Origin of the sequence: Nonomuraea glycinis (assembly GCF_035920485.1) — a bacterium.
Classification (GTDB): domain Bacteria; phylum Actinomycetota; class Actinomycetes; order Streptosporangiales; family Streptosporangiaceae; genus Nonomuraea; species Nonomuraea glycinis.
Map to the genome: position 1 here is coordinate 9,330,164 of NZ_CP109166.1, position 13,467 is coordinate 9,343,630.

General features: G+C 73.9%; 11 protein-coding genes. 5 read left to right on the forward strand and 6 right to left on the reverse strand.

What is annotated here, in order from left to right; all coding sequences use genetic code 11:
• Position 1: 1 nt before the first annotated feature.
• Genes OHA68_RS43985 through OHA68_RS43995 form a run of 3 tightly spaced genes read left to right on the forward strand, consistent with a single transcriptional unit; the run spans position 2 to position 3,821 of the window.
• Positions 2 to 535, forward strand: coding sequence for an RNA polymerase sigma factor (locus OHA68_RS43985; protein WP_327105550.1), 534 nt, complete (start codon positions 2 to 4; stop codon positions 533 to 535).
• On the forward strand, positions 532 to 978 hold the full coding sequence (locus OHA68_RS43990) for a hypothetical protein (RefSeq protein WP_327105551.1): 447 nt from the start codon (positions 532 to 534) through the stop codon (positions 976 to 978). The genes OHA68_RS43985 and OHA68_RS43990 overlap by 4 nt, the downstream gene beginning before the upstream one ends.
• 50 nt (positions 979 to 1,028) lie before the next feature.
• Positions 1,029 to 3,821, forward strand: coding sequence for a CHAT domain-containing protein (locus tag OHA68_RS43995; RefSeq protein WP_327105552.1), 2,793 nt, complete (start codon positions 1,029 to 1,031; stop codon positions 3,819 to 3,821).
• Here OHA68_RS43995 and OHA68_RS44000 read toward each other — a convergent pair.
• The 5 genes from OHA68_RS44000 to OHA68_RS44020 form a co-directional block, all read right to left on the reverse strand.
• Positions 3,761 to 4,576 (reverse strand): sulfurtransferase, encoded by an 816-nt coding sequence (locus OHA68_RS44000; RefSeq protein WP_327105553.1) that lies wholly within the window; start codon positions 4,574 to 4,576, stop codon positions 3,761 to 3,763. The two genes, OHA68_RS43995 and OHA68_RS44000, sit on opposite strands and share 61 nt — an antisense overlap.
• Entirely contained in the window at positions 4,573 to 5,688 is a 1,116-nt protein-coding gene (locus tag OHA68_RS44005) for an alkaline phosphatase family protein (RefSeq protein ID WP_327105554.1), read from the reverse strand. Before OHA68_RS44005 ends, OHA68_RS44000 begins: the two co-directional genes overlap by 4 nt.
• Positions 5,689 to 5,697: 9 nt before the next feature.
• Positions 5,698 to 5,835 carry a hypothetical protein gene (locus tag OHA68_RS44010; RefSeq protein ID WP_189140936.1) on the reverse strand — a complete coding sequence of 46 codons (138 nt, stop codon included), beginning with the start codon at positions 5,833 to 5,835 and terminating at the stop codon, positions 5,698 to 5,700.
• Positions 5,836 to 5,886: 51 nt separating this feature from the next.
• The gene (locus OHA68_RS44015) at positions 5,887 to 6,471 is read right to left on the reverse strand and encodes a DUF5998 family protein (RefSeq protein ID WP_327105555.1); all 585 of its coding nucleotides are present in this window, start codon (positions 6,469 to 6,471) and stop codon (positions 5,887 to 5,889) included.
• 64 nt (positions 6,472 to 6,535) lie between these two features.
• A complete protein-coding gene (locus tag OHA68_RS44020) occupies positions 6,536 to 9,451 on the reverse strand; it encodes a bifunctional acetate--CoA ligase family protein/GNAT family N-acetyltransferase (protein ID WP_327105556.1) in 2,916 nt (971 codons plus the stop codon).
• Between the two features lie 169 nt (positions 9,452 to 9,620).
• On the opposite strand from OHA68_RS44020, the gene OHA68_RS44025 reads away from it, so the two are divergent.
• Positions 9,621 to 10,517, forward strand: coding sequence for a carbohydrate kinase family protein (locus OHA68_RS44025; protein ID WP_327105557.1), 897 nt, complete (start codon positions 9,621 to 9,623; stop codon positions 10,515 to 10,517).
• A 587-nt stretch (positions 10,518 to 11,104) separates the two neighbouring features.
• Positions 11,105 to 11,338 carry a hypothetical protein gene (locus OHA68_RS44030; protein WP_327105558.1) on the forward strand — a complete coding sequence of 78 codons (234 nt, stop codon included), beginning with the start codon at positions 11,105 to 11,107 and terminating at the stop codon, positions 11,336 to 11,338.
• A gap of 29 nt (positions 11,339 to 11,367) precedes the next feature.
• On the opposite strand, the gene OHA68_RS44035 is transcribed toward OHA68_RS44030, so the two are convergent.
• Positions 11,368 to 13,455, reverse strand: a complete 2,088-nt coding sequence (locus OHA68_RS44035) for a RecQ family ATP-dependent DNA helicase (RefSeq protein ID WP_327105559.1) — start codon at positions 13,453 to 13,455, stop codon at positions 11,368 to 11,370.
• Positions 13,456 to 13,467: the final 12 nt, after the last annotated feature.

A 13,467-nucleotide genomic window follows, 5' to 3' on the forward strand; every position in this document is an offset into this window, starting at 1 on the left:
TATGCAGGACCCACGCGATCCAGCGGAGCTGCTCTCAGCCGCGGCCGACGGCGACCAGCTCGCCTGGGACGAGCTCGAGTCCAGGTTCGGCCCGCGGATGTGGGCGGTGGCCCGCGCGTGCGGGCTGAACGAGGCGGACGCGGCGGACGCGGTTCAGGGCGCCTGGCTGCGCCTGCTGGAGCATCTCCACAGCATCAGGGAGCCCGCGCTGGTCGGCGCCTGGCTCGCGACGACCACCCGGCGCGAAGCGCTCCTGCTGGTGCGCAAGACGCCGCCGGCCGCCGGCTTCGAGCTCGGCGACGCCCCCGACCCGGCGTCCGCCGTGCTGGAGGCCGACGGCAACCGCCTGCTCTGGCAGACGGTCTCCGCCCTGCAGGAGCCGTGCCGCACCCTGCTCCACCTCGTCGCGACCGACCTCGGCAGCCGTCAGATGGCCCTGCGGCTGGGCGTCCCCGTCGGTAGCGTCGGCCCGACCAGGGCCCGGTGCCTGGAAAAACTGCGCACCCTGATCTCACTACAGGAGACGGTGCAATGATCAACGACGAATACTTCCTGGCGGCCCTCAGGCTCGCCTCCGGCAACGATCCGATCCCGGGCCACGTGTCCGCCGCGGCCCGGGACGTCTTCGAACTGCGGGTGCCTCGGGCGGTGACCGCGATGCCCGCCGAGGGCGCCACCGCTCGTGGCGTGCGTGGAGCGGACGGCCCGCGCACGGTCCGGTTCATCGCCGCCGGGCTCACCTTCGACCTGGAGGTGACCGTGGGCGACGGGCTCATCGACGTGGTCGGCCAGGTGTTCCCGACCCCCTGCGAGGGCAGTCACGTCGACGTCCGCACCCCGCACCTGACGCTCACCAGGAGCCTGGCCGACAGCGGCCAGTTCGCGGCCACCGGCCTGCCACCCGGCTGGCTCAGCGTGGTCTGTCACCGCCCCGGTCAGGAGCCCGTCCAGACCAGGTGGGTGCGCGTCCGCCCGTGAACGACCCGGCCGGGCCGCGCCTGCCCGCCGTACCACCAACCGAGGCACACATGGCGACACCGGAGAAGCACCGACCGCCCGGCCGTTCCCCGGACGCCACCCTGCTCGTACGGGCCGCGGAGATGGCCGTCCTGCGGTCGGTGGTGGATCCCGCGCAGGCCCTCGACGCCGGCCGTACCATCCTGCACGCGGCCGAGGCGGCCGGCGCCACCGAGGCGGAGGTGGTGGCGCTGCGGGCCATGGCGCTGGCCGCGCGTGAGCTCGGCGATCTGCCCGGCGCGGAGGAGCATCTCAGGCAGGCCATCCGCACCGTGGGCGCGCCCGCCGAGCGGCGGGCGCAGGCCAGGCTCTCGCTGGTGACGGTCCGCACCGAGCGCGGCCATCCCCTCCAGGCGCTCCGGGTCGCCGCCCTCGCCTGGGCCTACCTGTCGCCGCTCGACCGCGCCAAGCTCGACACCCAGCGGGCCGTCGCCCTGGCCCACCTCGGGCGCTACCAGGAGGCCATCGCCTCCTGCGACCGGGCGCTGCGGGCCCTCGCCGCCGCCCCCGGCACCGTCGACGACCGCAGGTTCCTGGCCGGCGGCCTGCTCAACCGCGGCCTGGTGCACGCCTACCGGGGCGACTGGGACGACGCCATGCGCGACATCAGCGCCTGCCTGGAGATCTCCCGGCACGCCGGGCTCCGCCACCTGACCCGCCTGGCCGCCGCCAACCTGCCCTTTCTCGCGGTACGGCGCGGCGACGTCAGCGGCGCCTTCACCCACTACCGCGCGGCCGAGGACACCCTGTTCGGCTATCCCGAGCGGCTGGCCACGATGCGCGCCGACTTCGCCGCCGCGCTGCTGGCCGCCCACCTGCCCGGCGAGGCCAGGGCCCTGCTGAGCCTGGCCGTACCCGACCTGGACAGGACCGGCGCGCACACGGCGCTGGCCGAGGCGCGGCTGAAGCTGGCCCAGGTGGAGCTGCTCACCGGCGACCCGCACGAGGCGATGACGGTGGCCGAGCGGGCCATGCGGGAGCTGTCGGCGCAGGATCGGCGGGCGTGGCTGCCGCTGGCCAGGGAGGTCGTGCTGCGGGCCAGGCTCGCTCTGGAGCCGCCGACCGCCGCCCTGCTGGCCGAGTTGATCAGGTGCGCGAGCGAGCTGGAGGACACCGCCAACGCGGCGGAGGCGGCCGCGCTGCGGCTGGTGGCGGCCGAGACCGCGCTGGCCGTCGACGACCATCCGGCAGCTTCGGCCCAGCTCGCCCGGCTCACGGCGCACGCCAGGCGGTGCGAGCCCCGGGCTCCCGCCGGCACCCGGCTGACGTCTCTGCTCGCCGACTCGCACGCCGGCCGCCTGGCCCAGGCCGCGCAGGTGCCGGGTCCCGTACGCCAGCACGCGCTCGCGCTGGAGGCGGCGCTGCAGGAGGACGTCGCGGCGGCGTTCCGGGCGGTTCGCGAGGGGCTGGCCGAGGTGGGCGACCAGGCCGACGCCTTCGACGACCCGGCGCTGCGCGCGCACGCCGTCAGGGCGGGCGAGCGGCTGGCGGCCTTCGGGCTGCGGCTCGCGGTACGCGACGGGGGCGCGGAGGAGGTGTTCGAGTGGGCCGAACGCTGGCGGGCGGTGGCCGCTCCCGCGCACGCCTGCTCCCCCGCGGGCCTCGGCCAGGTGCGTGCCGCGCTGGGCCGGGCCGCGCTGGTGGAGTTCGTCCCCGACGGTGAGTCGCTGGTCGCCGTCGTGATCACCGATGAGCGGGTGGTGCTGCGGCGGCTCGGCGCGCTGCTGCCGGTCACCGAGGCACTCATCCGCCTGCGCTACTCACTACGCCGCGTCACCCTCCGCGACGGCCTCCTCACCGAGAACCCACCCACCGAACCCCTCGAATCTCCCGCCGACGGAGTCGCCGGGCATCCCACCGACGGGATCACCGGGGATCCGACTGACGGAGGTTCCGGGGAGCCTGCCGGCGGAAGTACCGGCGAGCCGGGCGGCGGGGGTGCCGGGGAGCCTGCCGGCGGGGGTACCGGCGAGCCGGGCGGCGGGGGTGCCGACGAGCCGCTGAGCGTGCGTCATACGGCTGAGCCGGCCGCTGCGTTGGAGCGGTTGTTGCTGGGGCCCATCGGCGATGAGATCGGGGACCGGCCGCTGGTTCTGGTGCCCACCGGGGCGCTGCACACGTTGCCCTGGGCCACGCTGCCCAGCCTGCGCGAGCGGCCGGTGAGTGTGGCCGCGAGCGCCGCCGCCTGGCTGGGCGCCACCCGCCGGGCACCCGTCACCGAACCGAGCACGGTGATCGCGGCGGTCGGGCCGGGCCTCTCGCACGCCCGCGAGGAGGTCGATCGGGTGCTCGCCTGCCATCCGCGCGGGCGCGAGGTGCCGGCGCGGACCGGCCCGGTGCTGGCCGCGCTGCAGTCCGCCGACGTGCTGCACCTGGCGGCGCACGGGGTGTTCCACGCGCGCAGCCCGCTGCTGTCCAGCATCACGCTGGACGACGGCCCGCTGATGGCCTACGACCTGCTGGGCATGGCCCAGGCGGCCAGGCTCGTCGTGCTGTCGTCGTGCGACTCCGGGATGGCGCGCACGCCCACCGACGGCGCGCCGCTCGGGCTGGCCGGTACGTTCCTGACCCGGGGCGCGGCATGCGTGGTCGCCGGGCTGGTGCCGGTGCGCGACGAGGACGCGCTGGCCCTGATGATCCGCTTCCACGAGCTGCTCGCGGCGGGCCACGCCCCGGCCACGGCGCTGGCGTACGCCTCGGCCAAGACCGGGGTGCTGGGGTTCGTCTGCTTCGGGGCGGGCGATCAGCCGGTGGCGACCGGCCTGGAGGAGTCGGCGACCCAGTTGGACCAGGAGCCCACGTAGAGGGCGGCGGGCCGGCCCGCCACCTCCAGGGCGAGCACCTCGTGGGCGGCCGTCACGCCGGATCCGCAGTAGGCGCCGGCCGGGACGCCCTCGTCCACCCCCAGCTCGGTGAAGCGGGCCCGCAGCGTCTCCGGGGGCAGGAACCTGCCGTCGCTGCCGACGTTGGCGGTGGTGGGCGCGCTGACCGCACCGGGGATGTGGCCGGCCACCGGGTCGATCGGCTCCACCTCGCCCCGGTAGCGCTCCTCGGCCCGGGCGTCGAGCAGCACGCCGGACGCGGCCAGCGCCGCCGCCTCGTCCGCGTCGAGCATCGGCATCCCGCCCGGGACGGCGGTGAAGTCGCCGGGCGCGAGCTCCGTCTCCTCCTTGGTGACCGGCAGGCCGGCGGCGATCCAGGCTCCCAGACCGCCGTCGAGCACGCGTACGTCCTGATGCCCGTAGTAGCGCAGCACCCACCAGGCGCGGGCGGCGGCCATCGCGCCCGAGTCGTCGTAGACCACCACCGGCCGCCCGCCGGACACGCCCAGCCGCCGCATCGCCTCCTCGAACGCGGCCGCCTCCGGCAGCGGATGGCGACCGGCCGCTCCGGGCGCGGCGGTCAGGTCGGCGTCGAGGTCGCAGAAGACGGCGCCGGGCAGGTGCCCCTCCCGGTACATGCCGATCCCGGGCGGCCCGCCGAGCCGCCAGCGCACGTCGAGCACGCTCGCGCCGTCGAGCGAGGCGGCCAGGTCGTCCGGGGTGATCAGCGGGCTCATCGGGTGGATACCTCCAGAAGTGGCACGTGCTGCTCGGCCATGGTCATCGAGCCGTGGTAGCCGGTGAACAGGGCCTCGATCGGATGCGCGGTGGGGGCGATGATGGCCAGATCCGTGTAGGGCACCGCGATGACGTCGCCGATGCGGCCCAGCCAGTCGGCGCGCACCCGGGGTCCGAACCAGCCGGACTCGACCGCCTCCTGCCGGGAGACCACCCAGGCGCGGCCGCGCAGCACCTCGCCCCAGGCGTCGAACACCTCCTCGGCGGCGCCCGGCTCGGCGTAGACGTGCCGGGCCCTGGCCTCGCCGCCCAGCATGGCGACCCCGCGCGTCAGCTCGGGCGTCGCCTCGGCGTCGAGCTTGTCAACGGCGTTGACCATGCCGTGGTCGGCCGTCACGAACAGTGCGGTGCCCGGCGGCAGGCCCTCGGCCAGCCGCTCGGCCATGGCGTCCACGATCGCGAGCTGCCGCAGCCACTCCGGGCTGCCCCAGCCCGTCAGGTGTCCGGTGGCGTCGAGATCGCCGTAATAGACGGTGACGTGCGCGCGCGGGCGGGCCAGCTCGGCGAGCGTCCGCGCCACCCGTTCGTCCACCGTCTCGGCGCCCACATAGCGGACCCCGCGATAGACGGCCTCGGTCAGCCCGGTGCCCTCGTAGGCGGCGGGCGCGACGTAGACGGGCTCGATCCCCGCCGTCGCGGCCCGCTCGTAGACCGTCGCGCTCGGCTGCCACTCCTTGGGATCCATCGCCATCCCGGTCCAGCGCAGGCAGTTGAACAGCCGCCCGGCGCCAGGCACCGCGAGCATCAGGCCCATCATCCCGTGCTCGCCCGGCGACAGGCCGGTGCCGAGCGAGCACAGGCTCGTGACGGTGGTCGCGGGGAAGCCGGCGGTCAGCGTCCGGCCGGCGATGGCGGCCAGGAACGGCGCCGTGTCGGCATGCGCGCGCAGCAACTCCGCGCCGAGTCCGTCCACGATGAACAGGCAGGTGCGCTCGGCGGGCGCGATGGCCAGCGCATTGGGCTCGTCCAGGCCCAGCGCCGCCAGGAGGGAGCGGGCGAGATCGGACAGCGCCGCCCCGCCGTACGCGGGCACCAGCGGTCCGGTCTCCATGGCCCGATCCTATCCGCCCGCCCCCGCCCCGGCCATGCGCGCGAACCCGCTCAGGTCGTACGTCCGGACCCCGGGATCCCGGCCCGGCGGGGTGGGCGGCGAGTCGTCCACCCCGATCCGGGCCTCAGTGGGCGGCGAGTCGTCCACGTCGATCCGGGGCCTCAGTGGGCGGCGAGTCGTCCACGTCGATCCGGGGCCTCAGTGGGCGGCGGTGGCCTCGGACAGGGCCTTGGCGAACGACAGGACGTGCGCGACCGCCTCCGGGCCGTCGGCGGCCTCGCTGACGCGCAGGGAGAGGTCGTCGGCGGTGATGGCGCCGGTGTAGCCGTGGTCGGCCTCGCAGTTCTCGTCGCCGCAGGTCGCGGGCTCCAGATCCACGTGGGAGATGGCGCCCCAGCCGATCGTGAGCGTCACCTCCGTCGGAGGGACGCCGGGCACGTAGGAGGCGGGGTCGGGAACCACCCGGGTGACCGCCACCGACTGGATCCGGCTGAGCCGGACCGCCTCCGACGTGGTGGAGGCGTGCGCGGTGGACACGCCCTCGACGGCCGGGTGCTCGTCGGTGTGGCAGACCAGGAGCCTCGAGGTGGACAGAACCAGGACGGTGACGTGCCTGCGCACCTCCATGGCGGGATCGAAGGTGGCCTCGTGGTGGACCACGAACGCGGTCACGGCCTCCTTGCCCAGCGCGGATTCGACCGCATCGGAGACGAGGTCGGGATAGTAGCCGCTGCGCTCGATGGCTTCACGCAGGCCCGCGGCTGAGACTCGGGTTTCCCTCATGGACCCAGTTTGCCAGGGCGACACAGTGCAACCACCCGCCGGACATAACGCTCTATAACGTCTTTTAACCTGACGAAAACCTGCCTCGGTTGAGGCGAGGGCTCTCGCCCAGCCTGCGCGGACCACCGTCGAGGCGGGGGCCGGGCGGGGTGCGCAGGGTGGCCCGCGCGTCCAGGACGATCACTCCGGACTCCCCCACCAGCACCTGGTCCAGGTCGAGCCGGCCCAGCTCGGGCAGGTCGTGGCCCAGGCGGCTCACCCTGGTCAGCAGGTCTTCCAGGGCGTCGACCGCGACGGGTGGGTAGCCATACTCGCCGAACAGCAGGGGCGCGGCGCGTACGGACCGCACCAGGGCGGCGGCGTCCTCGCGGGTGAGGGGAGCCAGGCGGAAGCCCTGGTCGAGCAGCAGGCGGGCGGTCACCTCGCCCAGCCCGAACGACACGACCGGCCCGAACGCGGGGTCCTCGATGACGCTCACCACCGTGGGCACGGCGGGCTGCGGGGCCATCCGCTGGACGGCCAGCTCCACATCGTCGCCGAACTGCCGGGCGAACTCGGCGTAGGCGTGCCGTACGCTCTCGGCGTTCGGCAGGCCGAGCCGGACGGTGCCGGCGCGGCGTGAGGCGTCGGGGCCGGCCACCTTGAGCACCGCCGGCCACCCGAGCCGCTCGGCGGCGGCGACCGCCTCGTCCGGTGAGCGCACCACCTCGGCGGGCCAGACGGTGACGCCGTAGCAGGCGAGCAGCGCGGCGGCGTCGGCCTGCACCGGCGGCCCCGCCTCGGCGAACAGGGGCGCCCCCGCGGACTCCGTGGAAGAGACCGCCGCATACTCCGCCGGCGGTCGTACGGAATCCGCGGCGGCCTCGCCTCCATGGCCCTGAGCTGGAGCGGCGCCCGGAGCAGGGCCGCCCGAAACGGGGGCGTCCTGAGCGGGGGCGTCCTGAGCGGGGGCGTCCGAAGTGTCGGCGGGCGCCGGGATCTGGCCGTCGGTGGCGGGGCCCGTCTCGGGTCGCGTGGGAGGCGGGGCGGCGGCGCCTGCCGTCAGCGCTTCGTGGACGAGGGCGCGGGCGCCGGCCGTGTCGAGGTCGTCGAGGTCCGGCGGCGGGACGACGGGACGGGCGCGCCAGGTGGCGTAGCGGACCGCCAGGGCCAGCGCCCTGACCGCCTCTTCCGGCGCGGCGTAGGACGGGATGGAGCCGCGGGCCGGGACCGGGCCGCCGGTCTGCAGGCAGGGATGCATGCCGAGATGGCCCTGGAAGGTGGCGAGCACGGGCTTGGCCGAGCCGCGCGAGATCTCCAGGAGCCCGGCGGCCACGGCGGTGGTGTCGCCGGGGATGGGCGGCATGTAGATGACGACCGCCGCGTCGACCTCGGGTGAGGCCAGCTCGTCCGCGAGTGCCGTACAGAATTCCGAGGCTTCCGCGGTGGCGCCGAGGTTGACCGGAGGGCGGGGCTCCAGCCCCGCCGCGAGGCACCCGTCGGCGGCGAGCAGGCCGAGCGCGTCGGAGTTGGTGATCAGGGCGACGCGCGGGCCGGCGGGCAGCGGCTGGTAGGCCAGGAGCTGACCGACGTCGAAGAGCTGGATGAGGTCGTCGACCCGGATCAGCCCGGCCTGCTCGAACAGGGAGCTGATCGCCGAGTCGGGCAGGCCGAGCTCCTCGGCGGAGTGCCCGGCCGGGGTGCCGCCGCTCTTGACCACCACGATCGGCTTGGACCGGGCGATGCGCCTGGCCAGCCGGGTGAACTTGCGCGGGTTGCCGAGCGATTCGAGGTAGAGCAGGATCACCTCGGTCGAGGCGTCCTCCTCCCAGTACTGCAGCAGGTCGTTGCCCGACACGTCGGCCCGGTTGCCCGCGGAGACGAACGACGAGATGCCCATCCCGCGCTCCTTGACCCGCTGGAGCAGCGCGGTGCCGAGCGCGCCCGACTGGCTGAAGAAGCCCACCCGGCCCCTGCCGGGCACGGTGGCGGCGAGGGTGGCGTTGAGTTTGACGGCGGGGTCGGTGTTGGCGATGCCGAGACAGTTGGGGCCGACCACGCGCAGGCCGTAGGAGCGGGCGATGCGGGCCAGCTCGTCCTGCCGGTCCCGGCCCGCCTCGCCCGTCTCGCCGAACCCGGAGGAGAGCACGACCAGGCCGTGTACGCCCTTCTCGGCGCACTCCTTGACCACGTCGAGCACGCCCTCGGCGGGCACGGCGACGACGGCCAGGTCCACCTCGTCGTCGATGGCCGTCACGCTCGGGTAGGCGCGCACGCCGGCCATGGCGCGCACCTCGCGGTGCACCGGGTAGACGGGGCCGGTGAAGTCGGCGGCGAGCAGGTTGCGCAGCGCGGTGTGGCCGACGCCGCCCGGCTCGCGGGAGGCGCCGATGACGGCGACCGAGCCGGGGGTGAGCAGCCTGGCGATCGAGCGGGCCTCGGCCCGGTGCTCGCGCGCGGTGGTCACCTCGGTGGCGGTCTCGGTGGGGGTCAGGTCAAGAGTCATGCGTACGACACCGTCGGCGAAGTGGGTCTCGGCCGTGTAACCGGCCTGGCGCAGCACGCCCATCATCTTCATGTTGGCGGGCAGCACGTCGGCGACGAACCGTTCGACGCCCCGCTCGCGGGCGGTGGCGGCCAGGTGTTCGAGCAGCACCGAGGCCACTCCCCTGCCCTGGTGGGCGTCCTCCACGAGGAAGGCCACCTCCCCCTCGCCCGGCCCGGTCCTGTCGTAGCGGATGACCGCGACCATCTCGGTGCCGATGGTGGCGATGAGCGCCACCCGGCTGAGGTAGTCGACGTTGGTGAACCACGCGACCTCCCGGTCCGACAGCCGCGGCCGCGGCCCGAAGAACCGGAAATAGATCGACTCGTCGGACAGCCGGGAGTAGAAGGCGCGCAGGCGGTCGGCGTCTGCGGGCCTGATCGGACGCACGTGCGCGGTGCCACCGTCGGCCAGGACGACGTCGGCTTCCCAGTGGGCCGGATATTGTGCCTCCACAGTCACGAGCGTAAACCCGCATCCCACATGCCAAGAATTCCGGGGCGTTTTGGGCAACGCTTGTGCATCGACTCAGGCCTGGTGTCCCGGGTCCGCCCCACGAGCAGCCCGGAAGCTGTTAGTTTTGCCGTGGCCAGGCTCGATCCGAAGGCAGCAAGGTGGTGGCATCATGACGCGGGTCGTCGTGGTGGGCGATCTCATGACCGACGCGGTCGCTCGCGCCCGTTATGCGCTCGCCCGTGCGAGCGACACCCCGGCGATCGTGACCATGCATGGTGGCGGCTCCGGGGCCAACATCGCCTCGTGGCTCGCGGTCGAGGGCTCCGAAGTGGCCTTCATCGGCCGCAGGGGCGCCGACATCACCGGGCGCAACCGCGACATGGAGCTGATGGGCTATGGCGTGGACGCCAGGCTTGTCATGGATCCTGAGCGGCCGACCGGCACCTGCGTGGTGCTCGTCACGCACAAGGGTGAGCGGACCATGCTGTCCGATCCCGGCGCCAACGCCGCGCTCCTGCCGGAGGACCTGCCGCGCGACCTGTTCGGCAACGGCGGCGGGCATCTGCATATGTCCGGCTACACGCTGATCAACGAAGGCTCCCGGGACGCCGGCCTGGCCGCGCTCGACATGGCGCACCACTCCGGCATGTCGATCTCCGTCGACTGCGCCTCCTCCGCGCCTCTTGAGCGTACGGGGGCCGAGCCGTTCCTGGAGTGGACCAGTGGCGCCAAGCTGCTGTTCGCCAACATCGACCAGGCCAAGGTGCTGACCGGCCGGGACGACCCCGAGGCGGCCGCCAAGGTGCTGACGGCGTGGTTCCCGCAGGTCGTCATCAAGATGACCGCCGAGGGCGCGCTGTGGTTCGGCAACGGCCGGCCGGAGCCGGTCCGGGCGCCGGCCGAGCCGGTGGACCGGATCGTGGACGGCACGGGCGCGGGCGACGCGTTCTGCGCCGGCTTCCTGCCGCCGTGGCTGGCGGGCAAGCCGCCGGCCGAGGCCCTGGCCTCCGGGTGCAGCCTGGCGTCCAAGGCGATCGTGCATCTGGGAGCGCGTCCGCGCCTCTAGTGCCGGCTTTTCCGTGCGTTCCATGGTGGGATCTCCAGTTTTGGCCCACTGAGGGAGCCGGATGACGGGCTCACGTCCGTTACGACCAGGAGATCCTGAGTCGGTTGGTCCGTACACCCTGACCGCCTTCCTGGGTCAAGGTGGTCAAGACAGCGTCTACCTGGGCGCCTCCTCTTCCGGTGCGCGAGTGGCGATCAAGCTGCTGCACGCCAGGCTGGCCGCCGCTGCTGTGGGCGGCCCCGAGCAAGGACCCCCGCCGGCGGCCGACGGCCGAGCAGCTGCTGCACGACCTCATCAGGGCCGGGGCGGCTCCGCCCCAGGCGTCGACGGGAGCGCCGCCGCACCCGCCCGAGCAGACGACGCCACACCCGCCCGGCGCGTCGGGCCCGCCGCAGCACTCCGGGGGGCATACGACGCTGCCGCCCACGCTGCACGAAGGGTCCGGGCCGCACGCGCCTCCGCCGCGGCCAGGACCTGGGGTTCCTTTTCTGCGCGACGGCTCGGGGGCCCACCCCGGCCCCTCTGGGCTTCGCGATCAACCCGCGGGTGAAGCCGTTCAACGACGTGGACTGGAGTTCTCGGCCAACGTGAGCGTCCGGTCGGCGGAGATCGACACGCTGGTCGACCAGGCCAGAACGGAGCTCGACGCGACCAGGCGGGCCCAGCTGTGGAAGCGGATCGAGCGGCAGGTCGCCGACCAGGCCGTGCTGGTGCCGCTGGTCTGGCAGTCGACGACCCTGCTGCGCGGCCGGGCCGCCACCAACGTGCACGTCAGCCCGGTCTACGGCGGCTACGACCTGGTGACGATGGGCGTCAGCTGATCAGGACATGGTGGGGATAGGCGCGCTGATCAGGACGTGGTGGCCAGGGCCAGTGGCAGGACCGCGGGGGCGCCCGCGTGCCGGATCAGGGCGGCGGCGAGCGTCATGGTCCAGCCGGTGTCGATCCGATCGTCTATGAGCAGCACCGGCCCGCCGCACGCGGCCACCGCGGCGCCCACGTCCTTGGGCATGGCCAGGGTCCCCCTGACCGCTTGGACCCGCTTGGCGCTGTTGAACTGCTGTCCGGGCGGTCCCGCCCGATAGCCGAGCTCCCCCAGGTAGGTGAGCCGGCCGACCTGGGCCAGCCGTTCGGCGAAGCCACGGACGAGCTGGGGCCGCGTCGAGGAGGGCACGCTGACGACGCCCACCGGCCGCTCCCGCCAGTCCCAGGCGGACAGCACCTGCACCACGGCCTTGAACATGTCGTCGGGCATCGGCCCGTCGGGGGCGTTGAACAGCTCCCGCAGCCGGTTGCCCCAGCCGATGTCGGTCAGCCGGCCCAGCGCCCTGCCCTGCTCGGCGCCGAGGTCTGGCTTGATCCGGCCGGACAGGTCGGACAGCCCGGTCGGCCACTGCCTGCGCGCCTCGACGTCGACGCCCGGCCTGCTCAGCCGCTCGCGGGCGCTCTCCACGGCCGGGGCCGCGATCTGCGCCGAGCGGTGCCGGCCGGTGCAGTTGTCGCAGCGCCCGCACGGCTTGGCGGCCTCGTCGTCGAGCCGCTTGCGGAGGTATTCCTCACGGCACTCGGTCGTCGTCAGATAGCCGAGCATGGCGTCCTGCTCGGCCCTGCGCTCGCCGGCGATGCGGGAGTAGCGCTCGGCGTCGTAGTCCCACGGCCGGCCGGTCGCCTCCCAGCCACCCTTGACCCGGCGCACCGCGCCGTCGACGTCGAGGACCTTGAGCATCATCTCCAGGCGGTTGCGGCTCAGGTCGACGGCCGTCTCCAGCGCCTGGGTGGACATCAGGCCCCGCTCTTCCAGCGCCTGCAGCACGGCCCTGACCACCGGCTCCGGCGGGAAGGCGAGCGAGGTGAAGTAGGCCCAGATCTCGCGGTCCTCGGTGCCCGGCAGCAGGATCACCTCGGCCCGCTCCACGCCGCGCCCGGCCCGGCCGACCTGCTGGTAGTAGGCGACCGGCGACTGCGGGGCGCCGACGTGCACGACGAACCCGAGGTCGGGCTTGTCGAAGCCCATGCCGAGGGCACTGGTGGCCACCAAGGCCTTGATCTTGTTGTTGAGCAGGGCCTCCTCGGCCTCCAGCCGTTCGGCCGGGTCGGTCTGCCCGGAGTAGGCGGCCACCTCGTGCCCCTGCTCGCGCAGGTAGCCGGCGATCTCGTGGGCGGCGGCCACGGTCAGGGTGTAGACGATGCCGGATCCGGGCAGCTCGCGCAGCGTCTGCGCCAGCCAGGCCAGGCGCTGCTCCGCCGTCGGGAGTCGTACGACACTCAGGTGGAGGCTTTCGCGCTCCAGCGCGCCGCGCAGGACCAGCGTGTCCTCGCCCATCTGCTCGGCCACGTCGCGGGTGACGCGGGCGTTGGCCGTCGCGGTGGTGGCCAGCACCGGGATGCCGGGCGGCAGCTCCTCGAACAGGGTGGCGAGCCTGCGGTAGTCGGGCCGGAAGTCGTGGCCCCAGTCGGAGATGCAGTGGGCCTCGTCGACGACGACCAGCCCGGCGCTCTCGGCCAGCTCGGGCAGCACGTTGTCGCGGAAGTCGGGGTTGTTGAGCCGCTCGGGGCTGACCAGCAGCACGTCGATCTCCCCCTCGGCCACCTGGGCGTAGACGTCCTCCCACGCCTCGGGGTTGGCGGAGTTGATCGTGACGGCCTTGATGCCGGCGCGCTCGGCGGCGGCGATCTGGTTGCGCATGAGGGCCAGCAGGGGCGAGATGATGACGGTGGGCCCCTCGTCCAGCTCGCGCAGCAGGGCGGTGGCCACGAAGTAGACGGCGGACTTGCCCCAGCCGGTGCGCTGCACGACCAGCACCCGGCTCCGCTCGACGACGAGGGCCTCGATGGCCTTCCATTGATCCTCGCGGAGCTTGGCGTGGTCACCGGCCAGCGCACGCAGCCGGGCTTCGGCCTGTTCGCGCAGCATCGCCGCGTCCGGGGCTTCAATCATGCGTCCTTGTTA

Excerpts from the sequence above, each read along its gene's own strand:
- OHA68_RS43985 (WP_327105550.1), top strand. The coding sequence starts at position 2 with ATGCAGGACCCACGCGATCCAGCGGAGCTGCTCTCAGCCGCGGCCGAC.
- OHA68_RS43990 (WP_327105551.1), top strand. The coding sequence starts at position 532 with ATGATCAACGACGAATACTTCCTGGCGGCCCTCAGGCTCGCCTCCGGC.
- OHA68_RS43995 (WP_327105552.1), top strand. The coding sequence starts at position 1,029 with ATGGCGACACCGGAGAAGCACCGACCGCCCGGCCGTTCCCCGGACGCC.
- OHA68_RS44000 (WP_327105553.1), bottom strand. The coding sequence starts at position 4,576 with ATGAGCCCGCTGATCACCCCGGACGACCTGGCCGCCTCGCTCGACGGC.
- OHA68_RS44005 (WP_327105554.1), bottom strand. The coding sequence starts at position 5,688 with ATGGAGACCGGACCGCTGGTGCCCGCGTACGGCGGGGCGGCGCTGTCC.
- OHA68_RS44015 (WP_327105555.1), bottom strand. The coding sequence starts at position 6,471 with ATGAGGGAAACCCGAGTCTCAGCCGCGGGCCTGCGTGAAGCCATCGAG.
- OHA68_RS44025 (WP_327105557.1), top strand. The coding sequence starts at position 9,621 with ATGACGCGGGTCGTCGTGGTGGGCGATCTCATGACCGACGCGGTCGCT.
- OHA68_RS44035 (WP_327105559.1), bottom strand. The coding sequence starts at position 13,455 with ATGATTGAAGCCCCGGACGCGGCGATGCTGCGCGAACAGGCCGAAGCC.